This window comes from Neobacillus sp. SRL179 (assembly GCF_984799095.1).
In genome coordinates, this window is record NZ_OZ481792.1 from 3,149,377 (window position 1) to 3,164,845 (window position 15,469).

The window sequence follows — 15,469 nt, forward strand, 5'->3', positions numbered from 1 at the left end:
CGACTAGGCATCTGGCCTAGTCGCTTTCTTTATTAATTTACTTTTTACATATTGCTTTTCCTGCTCTGCCATTAGCTCTGATAGTTGACGGAATGAATGAAATAATGTGGGTCTTGAAATAATAAAGTCTAATCTTTCAGAAAGATTGACAGGCTTAAAATGAAATTGTTCAACTGGAATTTGCTTGGCAGGTGATAATGTTCCACCATTTGTGTAATACAAAAAATGCATAAATAGGCTTATTCCCTTTTCCATCCATTCTTTTACGTTTTTGGGGTCACGGTTACGGAATAGTGCTTCAAGGTTTGTCTTAACAGTCACCCACTCTGCAAATATAACAGAGACTGTCTCATCTTGTTCATCCATTGACAGCAACCTTTCCTTTCATCCTTTTCCTGCCTTCTCTGCATAATTCTAATAACGGACAACTTGAGCATTGTGGATTTTGGGCTTTACAATGATAACGGCCAAAGAAAATCAACCGATGATGGGTCACCGACCACTCCTCTATTGGTACCTTTTTCATTAACGTCTTCTCGACTTCGAGTACTGAATCCTTCCATCGGCAGATCCCCAGGCGTTTACTTACTCGTTCCACGTGTGTATCCACAGCAATTGCCGGAATGTTAAACGCAACAGAAACTACGACATTTGCGGTCTTCCTGCCCACCCCTGGAAGCTTTGTCAACTCATCTCTATCCATTGGTAATATGCCACCATATTCCTCTAAAAGGAGGCGGCAAAGATTCTGGATATTCTTGGCTTTATTCCGAAAGAGGCCAATGGACCGGATGTCGTTTTGGAGTTCTTCCAACGGTACCTTTAAATAATCTTCTGGAGTTTTATATTTTTTGAATAACTCCTTTGTTACTTTGTTGACTAGTGCATCTGTACATTGTGCAGATAGGGATACAGCAATAACTAATTCAAATGGATTGGAATGGATTAACTCACAATGGGCTTCAGGGAACATCTTACCCATTTCATCTAAACAATAACGAATTTGTGTCTGATTTAACAAAACATCACCTACTAATTATAAATGAAATAAAACGAGAGATGTATCTCTCGTTAGTCATGCATTAGCATTACAATTCGATTTTAAAATTATTTATTACTTTTGTTCTAACCAGTTATAAAAAGGGACAGCAGGTTGTTGAGCCTCATTCTTAACATGACCCTTTACTGATTGCTTTTGACGGAATTGTTGTCCATGTCTCTTAGCTTGTTCTATTGTCTTAATTCCATTTTTCTTCCATTCAAAAAGAATTCTATCGATATAGCGGAAATTTAACTTTCCTGACATGACCGCCTCGCGAAGAGCAGCTTTAATAATTGATGGATCATGGTGATCGTCATCCAGCCACATTCCTAAAGATTCACACTCAAATGGTGACAAGGGACGGCCAAATTCCTTCTCAAAACAGGTATAAAGGTCTGTTTCTTCTGATTTTTTTTCGGTTTGTTTTGCTGCCAGATTGTTTAACATAAACTGATCCACTAGCTTTTCCCATAATGGAAAGACAGAATACTTTTCAAACCGGATGCCATCATGTGAATATTGATCCATGATTTCAATAAATCCGCGTTGAATCAATCTTCTAAGCAGGTCATTACAGTCTGAAATAGAAATGGTCATTCTTTCCGAAAGTTCTTCAGGAGTAGGAAATTCCTTTCCTTTTTCTATAAACGTAAGAATATTTAATAAAAGGACTAGTTCCGTTTCGTTTAAATTTAGCTTTCGATATTCTGAAAATAATAAAGTAGGAATGGTAATATTTCCTTCTTGGAGCCATGCTAAAATATTTGATTTCATCGTAGTACACCTCCTGATAAGTATAACATGAACTATCTCATCCAGTAAGAGAATTAGGTATCCATCTTTGGAAAGGAAATTATAGAAAAACTAACAAATGGCTATTTTCGGAGGGTAAGTGGAAAAAATTGTCCTATAGGGTAGAATAAGGAAGTGTAAACTTTTATTTAAGGTCTTTTTTCCTTATAGCCAAAAAGTCTGCAATATGCAGACTTTTTGATTTTTAAGTGTTGGATTTATATTAGTAATTTTAAAGTTTTGATTCTACAAACTGCTTGATTCGAACGACTGCACTTTCTAATTGTTCTAAAGATGTAGCGTAAGATAAGCGAATATTATCTGGTGTTCCAAATCCTGATCCCGGAACAACTGCTACTTTTGCCTCTACTAGTAAACTTTCCACAAATTCATCTACACTGCTAAATCCTGTCATTTCGGCTGCCCTTTTAACATTCGGATACAAGTAAAATGCTCCTTCTGGTTTTACACATGTAAATCCAGGCACAGCTACCAACTTATCATAAATGATCGCTAATCTTTTTTCAAACGCTTGACGCATTTGCTCCACAGGCTCCTGTGAACCATTGTATGCAGCAATGGCTGCGTACTGAGCTGTTGTAGTAGGATTGGAAGTACTATGACTTGCTAAATTGGTCATGGCTTCCACAATCTTATTATTACCTGCAGCATAGCCAATTCTCCAACCAGTCATCGAATGAGATTTAGAGACACCATTAATTACAATCGTTTGCTCTTTTAGCTCAGAGGAGAGTTCAGCAATTGATACATGCTTAGCTCCAAAGTATGTCAACTTTTCATAAATTTCATCTGAAACAATTAGTATATCTTCTGCCAGGCAAATTTCACCCAATTCCCTTAGTTCTTCAGCCGAATACAAAACACCGGTTGGGTTGCTTGGTGAATTAATAATAACAGCCCTCGTTTTATCAGTAATTGCATCTTTTAATTGTTCTGGGGTAATTTTAAAATTATTTTGTTCAAGGCCCTCAATATAAACAGGAACACCACCTGCTAATTTTACTTGTTCAGGATAGCTAACCCAATATGGTGTGGGAATAATAACCTCATCCCCATCATTTAAAAGGACTTGAAATAAGGTATAAAGAACATGCTTTGCACCATTACCCACAATGATTTCGTTTGGCTTATATGTTAATCCTTGATCTGATTCAAACTTGTTTATAATGGCATTCTTTAAAGCAGGCAAGCCACCAGAAGGCGTATATTTGGTATGGCCCTCATTCATAGACTTAGCTGCAGCGTCCAAGATATATTGAGGGGTATTAAAGTCTGGTTCCCCTGCGCCTAATCCAATGACGTCTTCCCCTTGTGCCGCTAATTCCTTTGCTTTCGCTGTAATGGCTAACGTAGATGATGGTGTTAGAGACATCACCCGATTTGCTAGTTTCACTGCCATCCTAAACTCCTCCAATTTCTATCTACTATAGATTTTCAATTTTTTTAAGCCACTTACCATTTTCAAAATGAACATAATAATAATTTATTAAATTATTTTCAGAACGGTAATAAATTTCCCATAATGGAATATTTTTTTCCATTCCAAGCCGAACTGAAATAATTTTCTTTGGTTTTTTTTCTTGGAGAAGTTTTTCAATCGCTTCTTCTCTTGTTAAACCACTTTTCCTTTTTTTCACAAATACTTTTTTGCTTTTCTCAGGTATCCAAATGATAATATTTTCACCTTGTTTATTTTTCCCTTCAATCACATTAACAGTCTCGATTCCATTATAAATATGAAAATCATCTACTGTACTAATTTGAACCTTTTTATTAGCTAGTGCGACCGCTTTTTTTTCTGCTGCTTTGACTGGTTCAACAGATGAAAAATAAACCTTTAGCGACAACCCAAAAATCACTACTAATACAATTACGAGAACCAAAATCCACTTTTTCATTACACTCACTTCTCTATGTACGCAAATTCTACAATTTTACTTTCCATACTTGATACTCCTTTTTAAACCATGTGCTCTTTATGTAAAGAATCTTTCTAATTATTATAACAGGATAGGACAGGATGTGTTATGATTCTTTACTAAATTAAAGAATTTTTTACATATAATCATCATTCAATTTATTTATCCGTCTCTATTGGAATAGTAATAATTTCATAATTTGATTCTGTAAATTTTACGGTGATTGTTCCATGTTTTTTTGTAAAGTACACTTCAGACCAAATCCCGTGGAGATCTTGAAGTAATTCTGAATCAAGATGGTCCTCCTCAGCTGCAAAAAGGATCGAAATTTGAGGATTGAGATTTTGAATTAATTGATCGGATATTAAGTCTTTTGACGTACGATTAGGGATTTTTAAAACATGTATATCTTTAAGATTTTTCCTTAACATTGCTTGTTCAGCCCGCTCGCTTGAGGATGTCATCAAAAGTATGTTATGACTAAAAATACTCAACATGATATCCATACCTTCATCTATTCCATTACCGACAAATGGCACTGCAGCAAACATTTCAGGAAGAATTTCCCTTTTTGTGTCTTCTTCCCATACATGAATGGAAATAGAACTAGAGGGAGGCGATTTTCTAGTTAACCATGCTGATAGTTCATATGTGGTGACGATTTCTTTTATATGATATTTTGAAATGAGCTGGCTAATTTTATGGAAAGATAGTTCCTGTCCATCATTAGTGAGAATTAAGGTAGAAATTTCCTTTACATCATAAAGGGAAAGCCATCCCTCTAATTCTGCACTGGTATTTTCACCACCGATGTTCACCAAGATTGTTTTTCCATTTGGGCCTTGTATAAGCGTAGCTTCGCCTGAAGACAGGCCCAAAAAGGTTACAGCTGCCTGGTGCTCCTTAATATTTAAATCAATGTTTTCAATCCCACTAGAGACATTCGTTTCAGCTTTTACCAACATGCTGCACGAAAGCAAAACCGCCATAATCATGATTAATGTTCGCATACACAATCCTCCCAGATAGTTATAGGATGTGTCATATACCAAATTTTATCATAACCAATTATGAATAATTTCCACCAGTTCATCCATTGTTCCTTTTTTTACAGGAACAGGCGGAATGGATTTCAAAAAGGACTTACCGTATTTGGTCGTCATAATTCTTCTATCAAAAACAAACATGATTCCTCGATCGTTTTCAGTTCTGATTAACCGTCCAAATCCTTGTTTAAAACGGAGAATCGCTTCAGGCAGGGAGTATTCAGAAAATGCATTTCCACCTTGTTTTACAATCAACTGGCATTTAGCTTCAGTGAGCGGTTCATCAGGCGGACTAAACGGCAGTCTTACGATAATTAGGCAGGAAAGATCCTCCCCTGGGATATCCACGCCTTCCCAAAAACTACTGGTTCCAAGCAAAATTGCCTTATCATACCGTTGAAAGTTCCTCGTTAATCTTGTGCGGCTGCCGCTTGTAATTCCTTGCGCAATTAGAACATATTCATTGAGAAAGCCACTTTCCCGAATTAATTCATAGGTTTTCTTTAGCATGTCATGTGCCGTAAAAAGAACTAACATTCTTCCTCTTGTTGCCTCTGCAATGGTAATAATATGTTCCGTAATCGCAATAACGTATTCATCTAGGGATACTGTATTTATTTCAGGTAAATCTTCGGGCAGAAGAAGCTGAACTTGGTTTTTATATTCAAAGGGAGAAGGAATTGTGATTTGATTCGTCGTTTCGGTATCAAGTCCCACTTCCTTCATGATGTAATCAAAAGATTTATTAACTGATAGGGTGGCAGATGTTAGTATCACTGATTTTTTTACATGAAAGAATTTCTCCTTTAGCTGGTTAGCCACTGTTGCAGGTTGTGCTAAAAAGGTAGTTACATTTTGGAGTGAACGAGTATCCAATTCGATCCACTTCACATCACCCGTTTCTTTAATAAAACAGCAGACTACGGCATCTCGGAGCTCTCCAAGTTCAATTAAAAATGTGGCTATTTCTTCCACTTTTGTTTCTTCTATTTTCGTCAATTTTTTTTTGCCATTTTTTATCCACTCAAGACGCTCACTAATTGCTATTTGTAAGTCTTTTAATAGAAAAGCAAATCGCTCTGCGCTGTGTATAAGGGCCTTTATTTCCTTTCCACTCTCAGTTTGAGAAAAACGAACTTTAAGACGATGGTAGCCTTTTTTGTTCGCAGGTCTTGTTTTTGCATAATGAGCGATCAATTTAAAAAGCTCGTCCATTTCATAGTGAAGTTCGACAACTATTTGGTTCAATTCAAAGGGATGTGGCTTCATTTCTCCCCGATTAGAAAAGGAGGTCAGCAGTTGCTCCATATCATAGAATAGCTGTTTTTGTTCATAGAGACCAAACTGACCTAAAAGAAGACGCGTCGATAAATAATCAAGAGAATAACCAAAAAACTGTCCTGCAACTTTTTCAAGATGATGTCCTTCATCAATCACAATGTAGTCAGAGTCAGGTAAAATAGTACCGTCACCTTTTATATCACTTAATAGTAAGGAATGGTTTGTAATAATAATATCAGCTGCTTGTGCTCTTCTCTTTGCATTTTGATAGAAATCCTTCTCATTCCAATCGCGTTTTGAAAAAACAGGTGGTTCTTCCCTAATTTTATTCCAATAAAGCAGACCGCCGCTTGATAAGTTTAATTCATCCTTATCACCGGTTTCCGTTTCCATCAGCCAGACAAGAATTTGCATTTTTGTCAATGTAGTATCATAATTATCATTTTCATCTTTCAATGTTTGATGAAATTTTTCTAAACTTAGGTAGTGATCTCTGCCCTTCAATAGAACGCATCGTATATCAAATGGGAGGATCTTAGCTAAAAGTGGAATTTCTTTCTTCAGAAGTTGTTCCTGAAGTTGAATTGTGTGTGTACTAACGATTATCGGCTGCCTTTGCTGCTTCGAAAAATAGGCAATGGGTAAAAGATAGCCCATTGATTTCCCTACACCTGTTCCAGCTTCTATTAAAGTATGTCTTCGTTCGTGAAAGGATTGATAGATGGTGTCCATCATCCTAAATTGGCCATCCCTTTTCTCAAAAGATGGAAAACTTTTTGTTATAATCGCCATTTTTTCGTCTTCACTTGCAGGGTAAACCATATTTTGAGTTCCTAGGTCGATGTCTTCAACAGTACTCTTCTTTAAAGCGATGTCCTTGAAAATCTCGATGGTGTTTGGCAATGGCTCCAGCTTTTTATTCATTTTCTCGATTACTTCATCTAGAAACTGCTGAAGGTCGCTCTTTAACCCCCCTGATAAATGTGATAGCTGTTTGAGCGTTATGTACGGCAATAAAGATAATTGTTTTATCATGATAAGGAATAATTCTGCCGTCACTAGAGCATCACTATCTGCCTGATGAGGACGATCGTGATAAAGATTCTCTCTTTCTGCTAAATCCGAAAGTTTATACCCATCAGCAGTAGGATATAAAATTCTTGCCATTTCTACTGTATCTAGAACAGATCCGTAAAAGCCCTCGCATCCTGCAAGGATTAATTCTTCTTGAAGAAAGGATAAGTCAAACAAAACATTATGGGCAACAAAATAAGCATCTTCCAATAACGCAGTAACTTTTTCTGTTATCTCAGAAAACAGGGGTGCATCTTTTACCATACTGTCATTTATTCCTGTTAATTCTTCAATAAATGCTGGAATCGGTTTTTGTGGATTGATTAGCGACGAAAATTGTTCGGTGATTTTTCCATCTTCAATAACCACAGCTGCAAATTGAATTATTTTATCGCCTTTTTTTGGAATGTTCCCTGTTGTTTCCAAATCAACTACAACGAATTTACCTATCATTTTTAACACTCCAAACCTTTGTTCATTCAACGATATCATTAATATCTAAAAAATAATCTATAATGATTCAAATTCTACCATTATATCAGGCAAAATTAAAATCCTTAAAAAAAAATCCCCAAGTATTTGGGGATTCTACATAATGGTAAGTGCCGGTTCAGCATGAATAAGTTCTTTTATCTGATTGTTATCATCTAATATTGCTACTCTTGGGGTATGAGAATGGACTTCTTCTGCCGTAACAAGTGCATAAGAAATAATAATAACAATATCCCCCACTTGGACAAGACGGGCAGCTGCACCATTTAAACAAATAACTCCACTGCCCCTTTTTCCTGGAATAATATAGGTCTCTAGGCGGGCACCATTATTATTATTTACAATTTGTACCTTTTCATTTGCAATCATTCCAACTGCATCTAATAGATCTTCATCTATTGTAATACTGCCAACATAGTTTAAATTAGCTTCTGTCACTGTTGCTCGATGTATTTTTCCATTCATCATCGTACGAAACAAACGTATTCCTCCCTGTAGGTATGATTACTATGCAATTTGAATAATAATGTTGTCGATTAAACGAACCTTTGAAAATTTCACTGCAAGTGCAAGGATAATGTTTCCTTCTAATTTCTTCAGGTCCTTTAACTGTGGATAAGAAAGGATTTCAATATAATCAATTTGCCCTATCGATTCCTGTGTAATCATCTCTCTTATCATATTAATTAATGTAGACGGCATCTGCTCCCCATCATCAATAGCTGTTTTGGCAGCAAGAAGACTCTTATAGAGAACTGTGGCTTGCTGTCGTTCATCAGGAAGTAAATTAATATTACGGGAACTTTTTGCAAGTCCATCCTCTTCACGTACAATATCAACTGAAATTAACTCGATAGGAAAATTAAAATCAGTTATTAGCCCATCTACAACAGCAACCTGCTGGGCATCCTTTTTCCCAAAATAAGCCCTAGTTGGCGTTACAATATTAAATAATTTAGTAAGGACCGTGGCAACCCCATCAAAATGACCTGGGCGCGATTTTCCACATAATACATCAGTTCGCTCAGTAACCATTACGCTTACTGATGGTTTGCATGGATACATCTCCTCAACAGTCGGATAAAAAAGAATATCAACCTTTTCTGCCTCTGCTAAAGCGCGGTCCCTCTCAAAATCACGAGGGTAGCTGGAAAAATCCTCATTCGGTCCGAACTGCAATGGATTAACAAATATACTTATGACAACAAGATCGTTTTCCTGTCTAGCTTGCGATATTAGGGTTAAATGACCTTCATGCAAAAACCCCATTGTTGGGACATAGCCGACTGTCATTCCTAAACCCTTTTGTTTCACTATTTCAGCTTGCATGTCCTTTATGGTAGTAATGACTTTCATTTTATGCCTCCATAAAGAACTTTAAGTTCTTCTTCTTTCATCGTAAACGAGTGCTTATCCTCAGGAAATTGCTTACTTTTCACTTCAGAAACATAGGCCTGAATGGACTCAATCATAAATGGATTGACTGAATGGTATTGTTTTACGAACTTGGGCACTCTTTCGACACCATAGCCTAGAATATCATGATAGACTAAAACCTGCCCATCAACATTGAGTCCCGCCCCAATCCCAATCACAGGAATAGAAATGGATTTAGAAACTTCCTCCGCCAACTGTTTTGGCACACATTCCAGAACAAGGGCAAAAGCACCTGCTTCCTCCACTTTCTTTGCATCATTCATCAGTTTTTGAGCCGCATGTGCATCTTTACCTTGAACTTTATAACCACCTAAAACCCCAACGGATTGTGGTGTTAGTCCTAAGTGTCCGCAAACAGGAATTCCTGCCTTTGTCAGTGCAGCAATATGGTCAATAACTTCATCGGCTCCTTCAAGTTTTACCGCGTGGGCTCCCGCTTCTTGCATAAGTCTGCCTGCAGAGATTAAGGTATCCCTTAATGAAAGGTGATAGGTCAAAAATGGAAGGTCTGTCACAATAAATGTATCTTTTGCTCCTCGTTTGACTGCTTTTGTGTGATGAATCATATCCTCGGTTGTCACAGGTATGGTGGAATCATAACCTAGGACTACCATGCCAAGAGAGTCACCAACTAAAATGACGTCAACTCCCCCTTGTTCTGCTTGTTTGGCAGACGGAAAATCATAGGCGGTCAGCATGACAATTTTTTCATTGCTCTCTTTCATTTTTAAGAAATCAGTTGTTTGCTTCATCATTTTTCCCTCCTTTAGTAATGGGAGAGGTGATAAAACTTCATTACAGAACAAATAAAAAAGATCCTTCTGAAGGCAGAGGATCCTTAATACTCGGTTGCATGTTCCATCCCTCTGTCCCGGTCCGTTATACGGATCTAGGCAGAAACCTTTTAAATTATCAATTAGATTTACAAAAAGGTGCAGTTCTAGGAAGATACTGCCCAAGGAAATTATAGCAAATTTTCAGAAAAGCGCAAGTCCATGTTTTTGTTAGATACAATTAATCGTTGACATAATAAAACCTAAGCCCTAACTAAACCTCAATATCTGCCGAATAAATATGATGCACGATTCCGTTCACATCTTCTAATCTTAATACTCCATCATCCGTAATTCCTAATGCTTTCCCTTCTATTACATTAGTTAATGTTCTGGCTTTAAGGGTTTTACCAATACTGATGGCATATCCCTCCCATAAAAGCTTAATTGGGAAAAAGCCCTGCTCTAAATAAACTAAATATAATTTTTCAAAATTCCTAAATATACTTTTAATTAAGTTAGCTCTGGAAACAAGCTTCCCTTCTTCAAGATAAAGAGAGCTTGCCTTTTCCTTCAGCTCACTTGGGAAATCCTCTTTCTTCTGATTTACATTGATACCCATTCCAATAATCATGGAATGGATGCGATCAGATTCAGCTTGTAATTCAGTTAATATTCCTGTTACTTTTTTGCCATTCACTAAAATATCGTTTGGCCACTTTATTTCAGGCTGAAGTCCTGTTTCCTCTTCCATTGCTTGCACAATGGCTACTGCGGTTAAAAGAGTCAATTGTGGTGCCTTGCTAAGGGGAATGCTTGGTCTAAGGATGAGACTCATCCAAATGCCAGTATATTTCGGAGAATGCCATGTTCGATTCATTCTTCCTTTCCCAGATACCTGCTCTTCAGCAATAATCACCGTACCTTCTGGCCAATCTTCGTTGGCCAAGCGATGAGCAATTTTTTGTGTGGATTCAACTCTTTCCTCGTAATGGATGTTTTGACCGATAAAATCAGTTGTTAAGCCTAATCTGATCTCATCTGCCGTTATTCTTTCCGGCGTTTTGACAATTCGATAGCCTTTATTTCTAACTGCTTCTAATTCAAAACCTTCTTTTCTTAATTCCTCTATATGCTTCCAAACTGCGGTCCTTGAGCAGCCAATCAGTTCAGCAAGATGTTGTCCAGATAAAAAGGCTTTATTCGCATTTGTAAATGCATCAAGCATTTTTTTTCTTATTTCTGACTGCACGTTCTTAACCACTCCTCAATCATCTGTTTATCATTTTTAACTTTTCCAGTCACGATTGCACATTCCACTTGCAAAAGCATTTCCTTTAACCATGGACCTCCTGAGCAATTGAACCATTTCATGAGATCACTGCCTGTAGCAGCCATTTCAGATCGGTCCTTAATAGGGAGCTGTTTATAAAGGCTTAACCAATACTGTAGGGATTCCGCTTCAGAAGAATCTTTTAACACGTTGTATAGTCTTTCTGCAGAAGTAATCATGTCACTGCCCGCTAAATATAAGTCAAATAGAGACCATTTTTGGACAAGCCTTTTTTTCACAAAAAGTAAAATTTGTTGAATTTCTTTAATCTCTTTAACAGGAAGCCGCCAATCCCGCAAAAAGCTTTCAACCGCTTTTCCGTTTAAATTTAAATAAAAAAGAAGTAAACTCCACATTTCATTTTTAGTAAGTCCTGTACATTTTAAATTTAATATTTTTTCTATTTCCGTTTTTTTGTTTACTAAGCCAGGTAAATAGGAAAATACATTCGACTCCAAGAGGATTCTAATAGAGTTGTTCCAGCTTTCCCCAACTAGCAGTTTTTCAAATTCTGCCCTCTTTCTTTCAACAGCAATATTGTTAAGCAGCGGAGCAAGCGTTGTTAAAGCACGATTGGTTTTTTCCTCTATAGAGAAGGAGAGCTGGCTGACAAATCGAACCGCTCTCATCATTCTTAATGCATCTTCATGGAAACGATCCTCCGCTAAACCAACCGTTTGAATCATTTTATTCGCAATAGCCGCTTGTCCATTAAAAGGATCAATGACTGTTCCATATCGATCCATTGCCATCGCGTTCATCGTAAAATCCCTTCGTTGGAGGTCTTCGGTTAAATTCCGAATGAATGATACCTCTTTTGGCCGCCGAAAATCTTGGTATTCTCCTTCTGACCGGAAAGTGGTTATTTCATAAGACTTATGATCTACTATCACCAGCACAGTTCCATGTTCGATGCCTATATCAATTGTCTTTGAAAATATTTCTTTTACTTCTTCTGGGGTAGCAGATGTGGCAATATCAACATCGTGAATCGGTCTGTCAAGAAGATAATCTCTAACCGATCCCCCTACAAAATAAGCTTCAAAGCCTGAAGCCTCAAGTCGCTTTAAAACGGGAATAGCCGATAAAAAGGGTTCTTTCATTCCATTCACCTTAATTCAGCAGCTTCCAATAAAGCTGCTCATATTGTTCAACAATTTGGTCGGCTTTAAATTTTATCCGAACGGTTTCTAATGACGCATGGGAAAATTCCTCATGAAGACTGTTATTATTTAACAAAGAAATGGCTTGGGAGGAAATAGTGTCAACATCTCCGACCTCACAAATATAACCTGTTTCACCGTGCAGGATTACTTCCGGTATCCCGCCCACGTTTGTCCCGATACATGGGACACCACATGCCATTGCTTCAAGTGCCACAAGGCCAAAGCTTTCCTTTTCTGACAATAACAGCATTAAATCACTTATCGAATATAACTCCTCAAGATTCTCTTGTTTTCCAAGTAATATCACACGATCCTCTATTGAGAGCTGTTTCACCAGTTTACAAACGATAGTCATTTCTGGACCATCTCCGACTAACAGCAATTTTGCCGGCATATTTGCAGAAATCTTTGCAAAAGTTTTCACCACATCGGTCACCCGTTTTACAGCACGGAAATTGGAAACATGGATAATCACTTTCTCATCTTCTTGAATATGCAATTGCGCTTTTAAAGAAGCACTATCGATTTTATGATAAACGCGTTCATCAATAAAATTATAAACCGTTTCAATCTGTTTATCGGTATTGATGAGCTCATAAGTTTGTTGTACTAATGCATTTGAGACAGCCGTTACAGCGTCAGATTTTTCTATTCCAAATTTTATAGCATCTGTTAATGATGGGTCATAGCCTAAGACTGTAATATCCGTGCCATGTAAGGTGGTTACAACTTTAATATCCTTATTTGACATTTGCTTGGCCAAAATGGCACAAACTGCGTGAGGAATGGCATAATGCACATGCAGCAGGTCCAAATTTTCCCGATTAGCAACCTCTGCCATCTTACTTGCTAAAGCAATATCATATGGAGGGTATTGAAAGACTGAATATTGATTTACTTCAACCTGATGATAATGAATATTATGGTACATTTTATTTAATCGAAAAGGGAGACTCGAGGAAATAAAATGAATTTCGTGTCCCTTTTCAGCTAACATTTTTCCCAATTCTGTTGCTACTACCCCTGAGCCGCCCACAGTTGGATAGCATGTAATTCCAATTTTTAATTTTCTCATGTTAATCCCCTATCAAATCATTCTTTAAGAGGAGTGGAACCTTTGTCTTAAAACCCTCGGCATATGGTACTCCAACCAATTTTCCAAACATTTTTTCCCTAGCCTCTACTGTCTCAATATAACCATTTACGAGTGGAGTATCGAAACTCTGAGCTGTTGATTCAAATTGACTTTTATAGGCACGAAGCGCGGCAAGCTTTTGCCCTATAGAGGATGTTATATCAATGGTAAAATCAGGTTTATGAAAACCATTTATCATATAAAAGTAGACTTTTTGCACACGATGAGGCACATTACATTCATCTGTTTGATATTTTCTAATTCCTGCAGAAAATACAGCTTCTTCCACAATGCTGGCACAATTCCCATGATCTGGATGCCTATCTTCGTAATAGGGCGCAAACACTATTTGCGGCTTATAAGTCCGAATAATATCAGCAACCTTTCGAATGTATTCGTCTATTAGAAATAATCCTCGATCTGGAAAGCCTAGAGACGTTCGAAATAAAACCCCTAATATTTCTGCGGCTTGGGCTGCTTCCTCTTTACGTAACACTACATTCCCATTTGATGAAAGATCGGCATTTGTTAAGTCACAAATGCCAATCTTTTTTCCTTCTGCAGTAAATTTTGCTATGGTTCCTCCCATCCCGATTTCTACATCATCAGCATGTGCACCAAAAGCAAGCATATGTAATTGTTTATTTTCCATTACCTTCACCATTCTCATTAACAATGTTTCTCCATTCCAACAAACCCAATTCTAACCCTCTAATTAGTAACTCTGCGGTTCCCATATTTGTTGCTAAAGGTATGGAATACACGTCACATAGTCTTACAAGGGCCGTAACGTCTGGCTCATGTGGCTGTGCTGTTAATGGATCTCTGAAAAAGAAGATCGCATCCATTTGATTTTGAGCAATCAGGGCACCGATTTGTTGATCACCGCCAAGAGGGCCAGATTGGAAACGAGTAATAGCTAAACCAGTTGCTTCATTAATCTTTGAGCCGGTTGTACCAGTTGCAAAGAGGACATGTTTGGCAAAAATTGCTTGGTATGCCGTAACAAATTGGACTAAATCATTTTTCTTTTGATCATGTGCGATTAATGCAATATTCATAAAAAAACCTCTAATCTAAAATATTTTCAAGTCCATACACAAACTTATTTTGCTTCATAACTGTTTCCAAAGCTACCTTAACACCTGACATAAAAGAGCCGCGATGGTAGGAATCATGACGGATGGTTAATGACTGTCCATCAGACCCAAATAAAACTTGTTGATGAGCGATAAGTCCTGGCAAGCGGACCGAATGGATACGCATTCCATCATAGTCGCCGCCTCTTGCTCCTTTAATAGTTTCTTTTTCATTTGGGTGACCTTGCTTTTTGGGTTCTCTGGCAGTTGAGATCATTTCTGCTGTTTTTACTGCTGTCCCTGAAGGAGCATCAAGTTTTTGATCATGATGCATTTCAATAATCTCAACATCATCAAAATATTTAGCAGCCATCTGTGCAAATTTCATCATAAGGACTGCACCAATGGCAAAGTTTGGTGCAATGATGCATCCTAATTCCTTTTCAAAACAAATGCGTTGAAGCTCTTCTAAATCTTCCTTCGAAAAGCCGGTCGTTCCAACAACCGGACGAACATTATATTCAAGCGCTGTTTTTGCATGGAGCATACCAACCTCAGGAGTGGTTAAGTCAATTAATACATCAGCTTCCACCTCTTGCAGACACTTTTCAATATCTGTATAGATTGGTACGTTAGCGATGGATTGGAATCCGTTCACATCACTTAACATTAACCCTTCGTTTTTATGGTCAATGGCTGCAACCAATTTAAAGTTTCCCGTGTTTGTTACTAATTTCACAGCTTCACTGCCCATTCGACCACGTGGTCCAGCAATGATGATTTTGACATCTTCCATCTTTTTCACTCCTCATTCTCTTGATTAATTCTTGTCCACCGATTTTTATCTCGAGTATCAAAAATATTCATTATGTAACATTT

The 15,469-nt window shown here is 37.5% G+C and carries 16 protein-coding genes; all 16 read right to left on the bottom strand.

The genetic code is table 11. The features are described from left to right. Window positions 1-3: 3 nt before the first annotated feature. The 16 genes from AC4E8C_RS15490 to dapB all read right to left on the bottom strand — a co-directional run bounded on the left by AC4E8C_RS15490 (window position 4) and on the right by dapB (window position 15,386). Entirely contained in the window at window positions 4-366 is a 363-nt protein-coding gene (locus AC4E8C_RS15490; protein ID WP_490207555.1) for a YpoC family protein, read from the bottom strand. After that, a complete protein-coding gene (gene nth, locus AC4E8C_RS15495; protein WP_490207556.1) occupies window positions 359-1,021 on the bottom strand; it encodes an endonuclease III in 663 nt (220 codons plus the stop codon). Before nth ends, AC4E8C_RS15490 begins: the two co-directional genes overlap by 8 nt. 93 nt (window positions 1,022-1,114) lie before the next feature. Further along, on the bottom strand, window positions 1,115-1,816 hold the full coding sequence (locus AC4E8C_RS15500) for a DnaD domain protein (protein WP_490207557.1): 702 nt from the start codon (window positions 1,814-1,816) through the stop codon (window positions 1,115-1,117). A gap of 250 nt (window positions 1,817-2,066) precedes the next feature. Continuing rightward, on the bottom strand, window positions 2,067-3,248 hold the full coding sequence (locus tag AC4E8C_RS15505; protein ID WP_490212582.1) for a pyridoxal phosphate-dependent aminotransferase: 1,182 nt from the start codon (window positions 3,246-3,248) through the stop codon (window positions 2,067-2,069). 31 nt (window positions 3,249-3,279) lie between these two features. Continuing rightward, the gene (locus tag AC4E8C_RS15510) at window positions 3,280-3,753 is read right to left on the bottom strand and encodes a cell wall elongation regulator TseB-like domain-containing protein (RefSeq protein ID WP_490207558.1); all 474 of its coding nucleotides are present in this window, start codon (window positions 3,751-3,753) and stop codon (window positions 3,280-3,282) included. A 179-nt stretch (window positions 3,754-3,932) separates the two neighbouring features. Then, a complete protein-coding gene (locus tag AC4E8C_RS15515; RefSeq protein WP_490207559.1) occupies window positions 3,933-4,784 on the bottom strand; it encodes a ComEC/Rec2 family competence protein in 852 nt (283 codons plus the stop codon). Between the two features lie 48 nt (window positions 4,785-4,832). Further along, entirely contained in the window at window positions 4,833-7,628 is a 2,796-nt protein-coding gene (gene dinG, locus AC4E8C_RS15520) for an ATP-dependent DNA helicase DinG (RefSeq protein WP_490207560.1), read from the bottom strand. Between the two features lie 135 nt (window positions 7,629-7,763). Next, entirely contained in the window at window positions 7,764-8,147 is a 384-nt protein-coding gene (panD, locus tag AC4E8C_RS15525) for an aspartate 1-decarboxylase (protein WP_490207561.1), read from the bottom strand. Window positions 8,148-8,174: 27 nt separating this feature from the next. Beyond that, window positions 8,175-9,023, bottom strand: a complete 849-nt coding sequence (gene panC / locus AC4E8C_RS15530; protein ID WP_490207562.1) for a pantoate--beta-alanine ligase — start codon at window positions 9,021-9,023, stop codon at window positions 8,175-8,177. Then, window positions 9,020-9,856: a 3-methyl-2-oxobutanoate hydroxymethyltransferase gene (gene panB / locus AC4E8C_RS15535; protein WP_490212583.1), complete on the bottom strand. Its 837-nt coding sequence runs from the start codon at window positions 9,854-9,856 to the stop codon at window positions 9,020-9,022. Before panB ends, panC begins: the two co-directional genes overlap by 4 nt. Before the next feature lie 295 nt (window positions 9,857-10,151). Beyond that, on the bottom strand, window positions 10,152-11,129 hold the full coding sequence (locus AC4E8C_RS15540) for a biotin--[acetyl-CoA-carboxylase] ligase (protein WP_490207563.1): 978 nt from the start codon (window positions 11,127-11,129) through the stop codon (window positions 10,152-10,154). Next, window positions 11,114-12,313, bottom strand: coding sequence for a CCA tRNA nucleotidyltransferase (locus AC4E8C_RS15545; RefSeq protein WP_490207564.1), 1,200 nt, complete (start codon window positions 12,311-12,313; stop codon window positions 11,114-11,116). The genes AC4E8C_RS15540 and AC4E8C_RS15545 overlap by 16 nt, the downstream gene beginning before the upstream one ends. 10 nt (window positions 12,314-12,323) lie before the next feature. Continuing rightward, window positions 12,324-13,451 carry an N-acetyl-alpha-D-glucosaminyl L-malate synthase BshA gene (gene bshA, locus AC4E8C_RS15550; RefSeq protein ID WP_490207565.1) on the bottom strand — a complete coding sequence of 376 codons (1,128 nt, stop codon included), beginning with the start codon at window positions 13,449-13,451 and terminating at the stop codon, window positions 12,324-12,326. A gap of 1 nt (window position 13,452) precedes the next feature. Further along, a complete protein-coding gene (bshB1, locus tag AC4E8C_RS15555; RefSeq protein ID WP_490212584.1) occupies window positions 13,453-14,163 on the bottom strand; it encodes a bacillithiol biosynthesis deacetylase BshB1 in 711 nt (236 codons plus the stop codon). Next, a complete protein-coding gene (gene mgsA, locus AC4E8C_RS15560; RefSeq protein WP_490207566.1) occupies window positions 14,153-14,572 on the bottom strand; it encodes a methylglyoxal synthase in 420 nt (139 codons plus the stop codon). The genes bshB1 and mgsA overlap by 11 nt, the downstream gene beginning before the upstream one ends. Window positions 14,573-14,582: 10 nt before the next feature. Then, window positions 14,583-15,386, bottom strand: coding sequence for a 4-hydroxy-tetrahydrodipicolinate reductase (gene dapB, locus AC4E8C_RS15565; protein WP_490207567.1), 804 nt, complete (start codon window positions 15,384-15,386; stop codon window positions 14,583-14,585). Window positions 15,387-15,469: the final 83 nt, after the last annotated feature.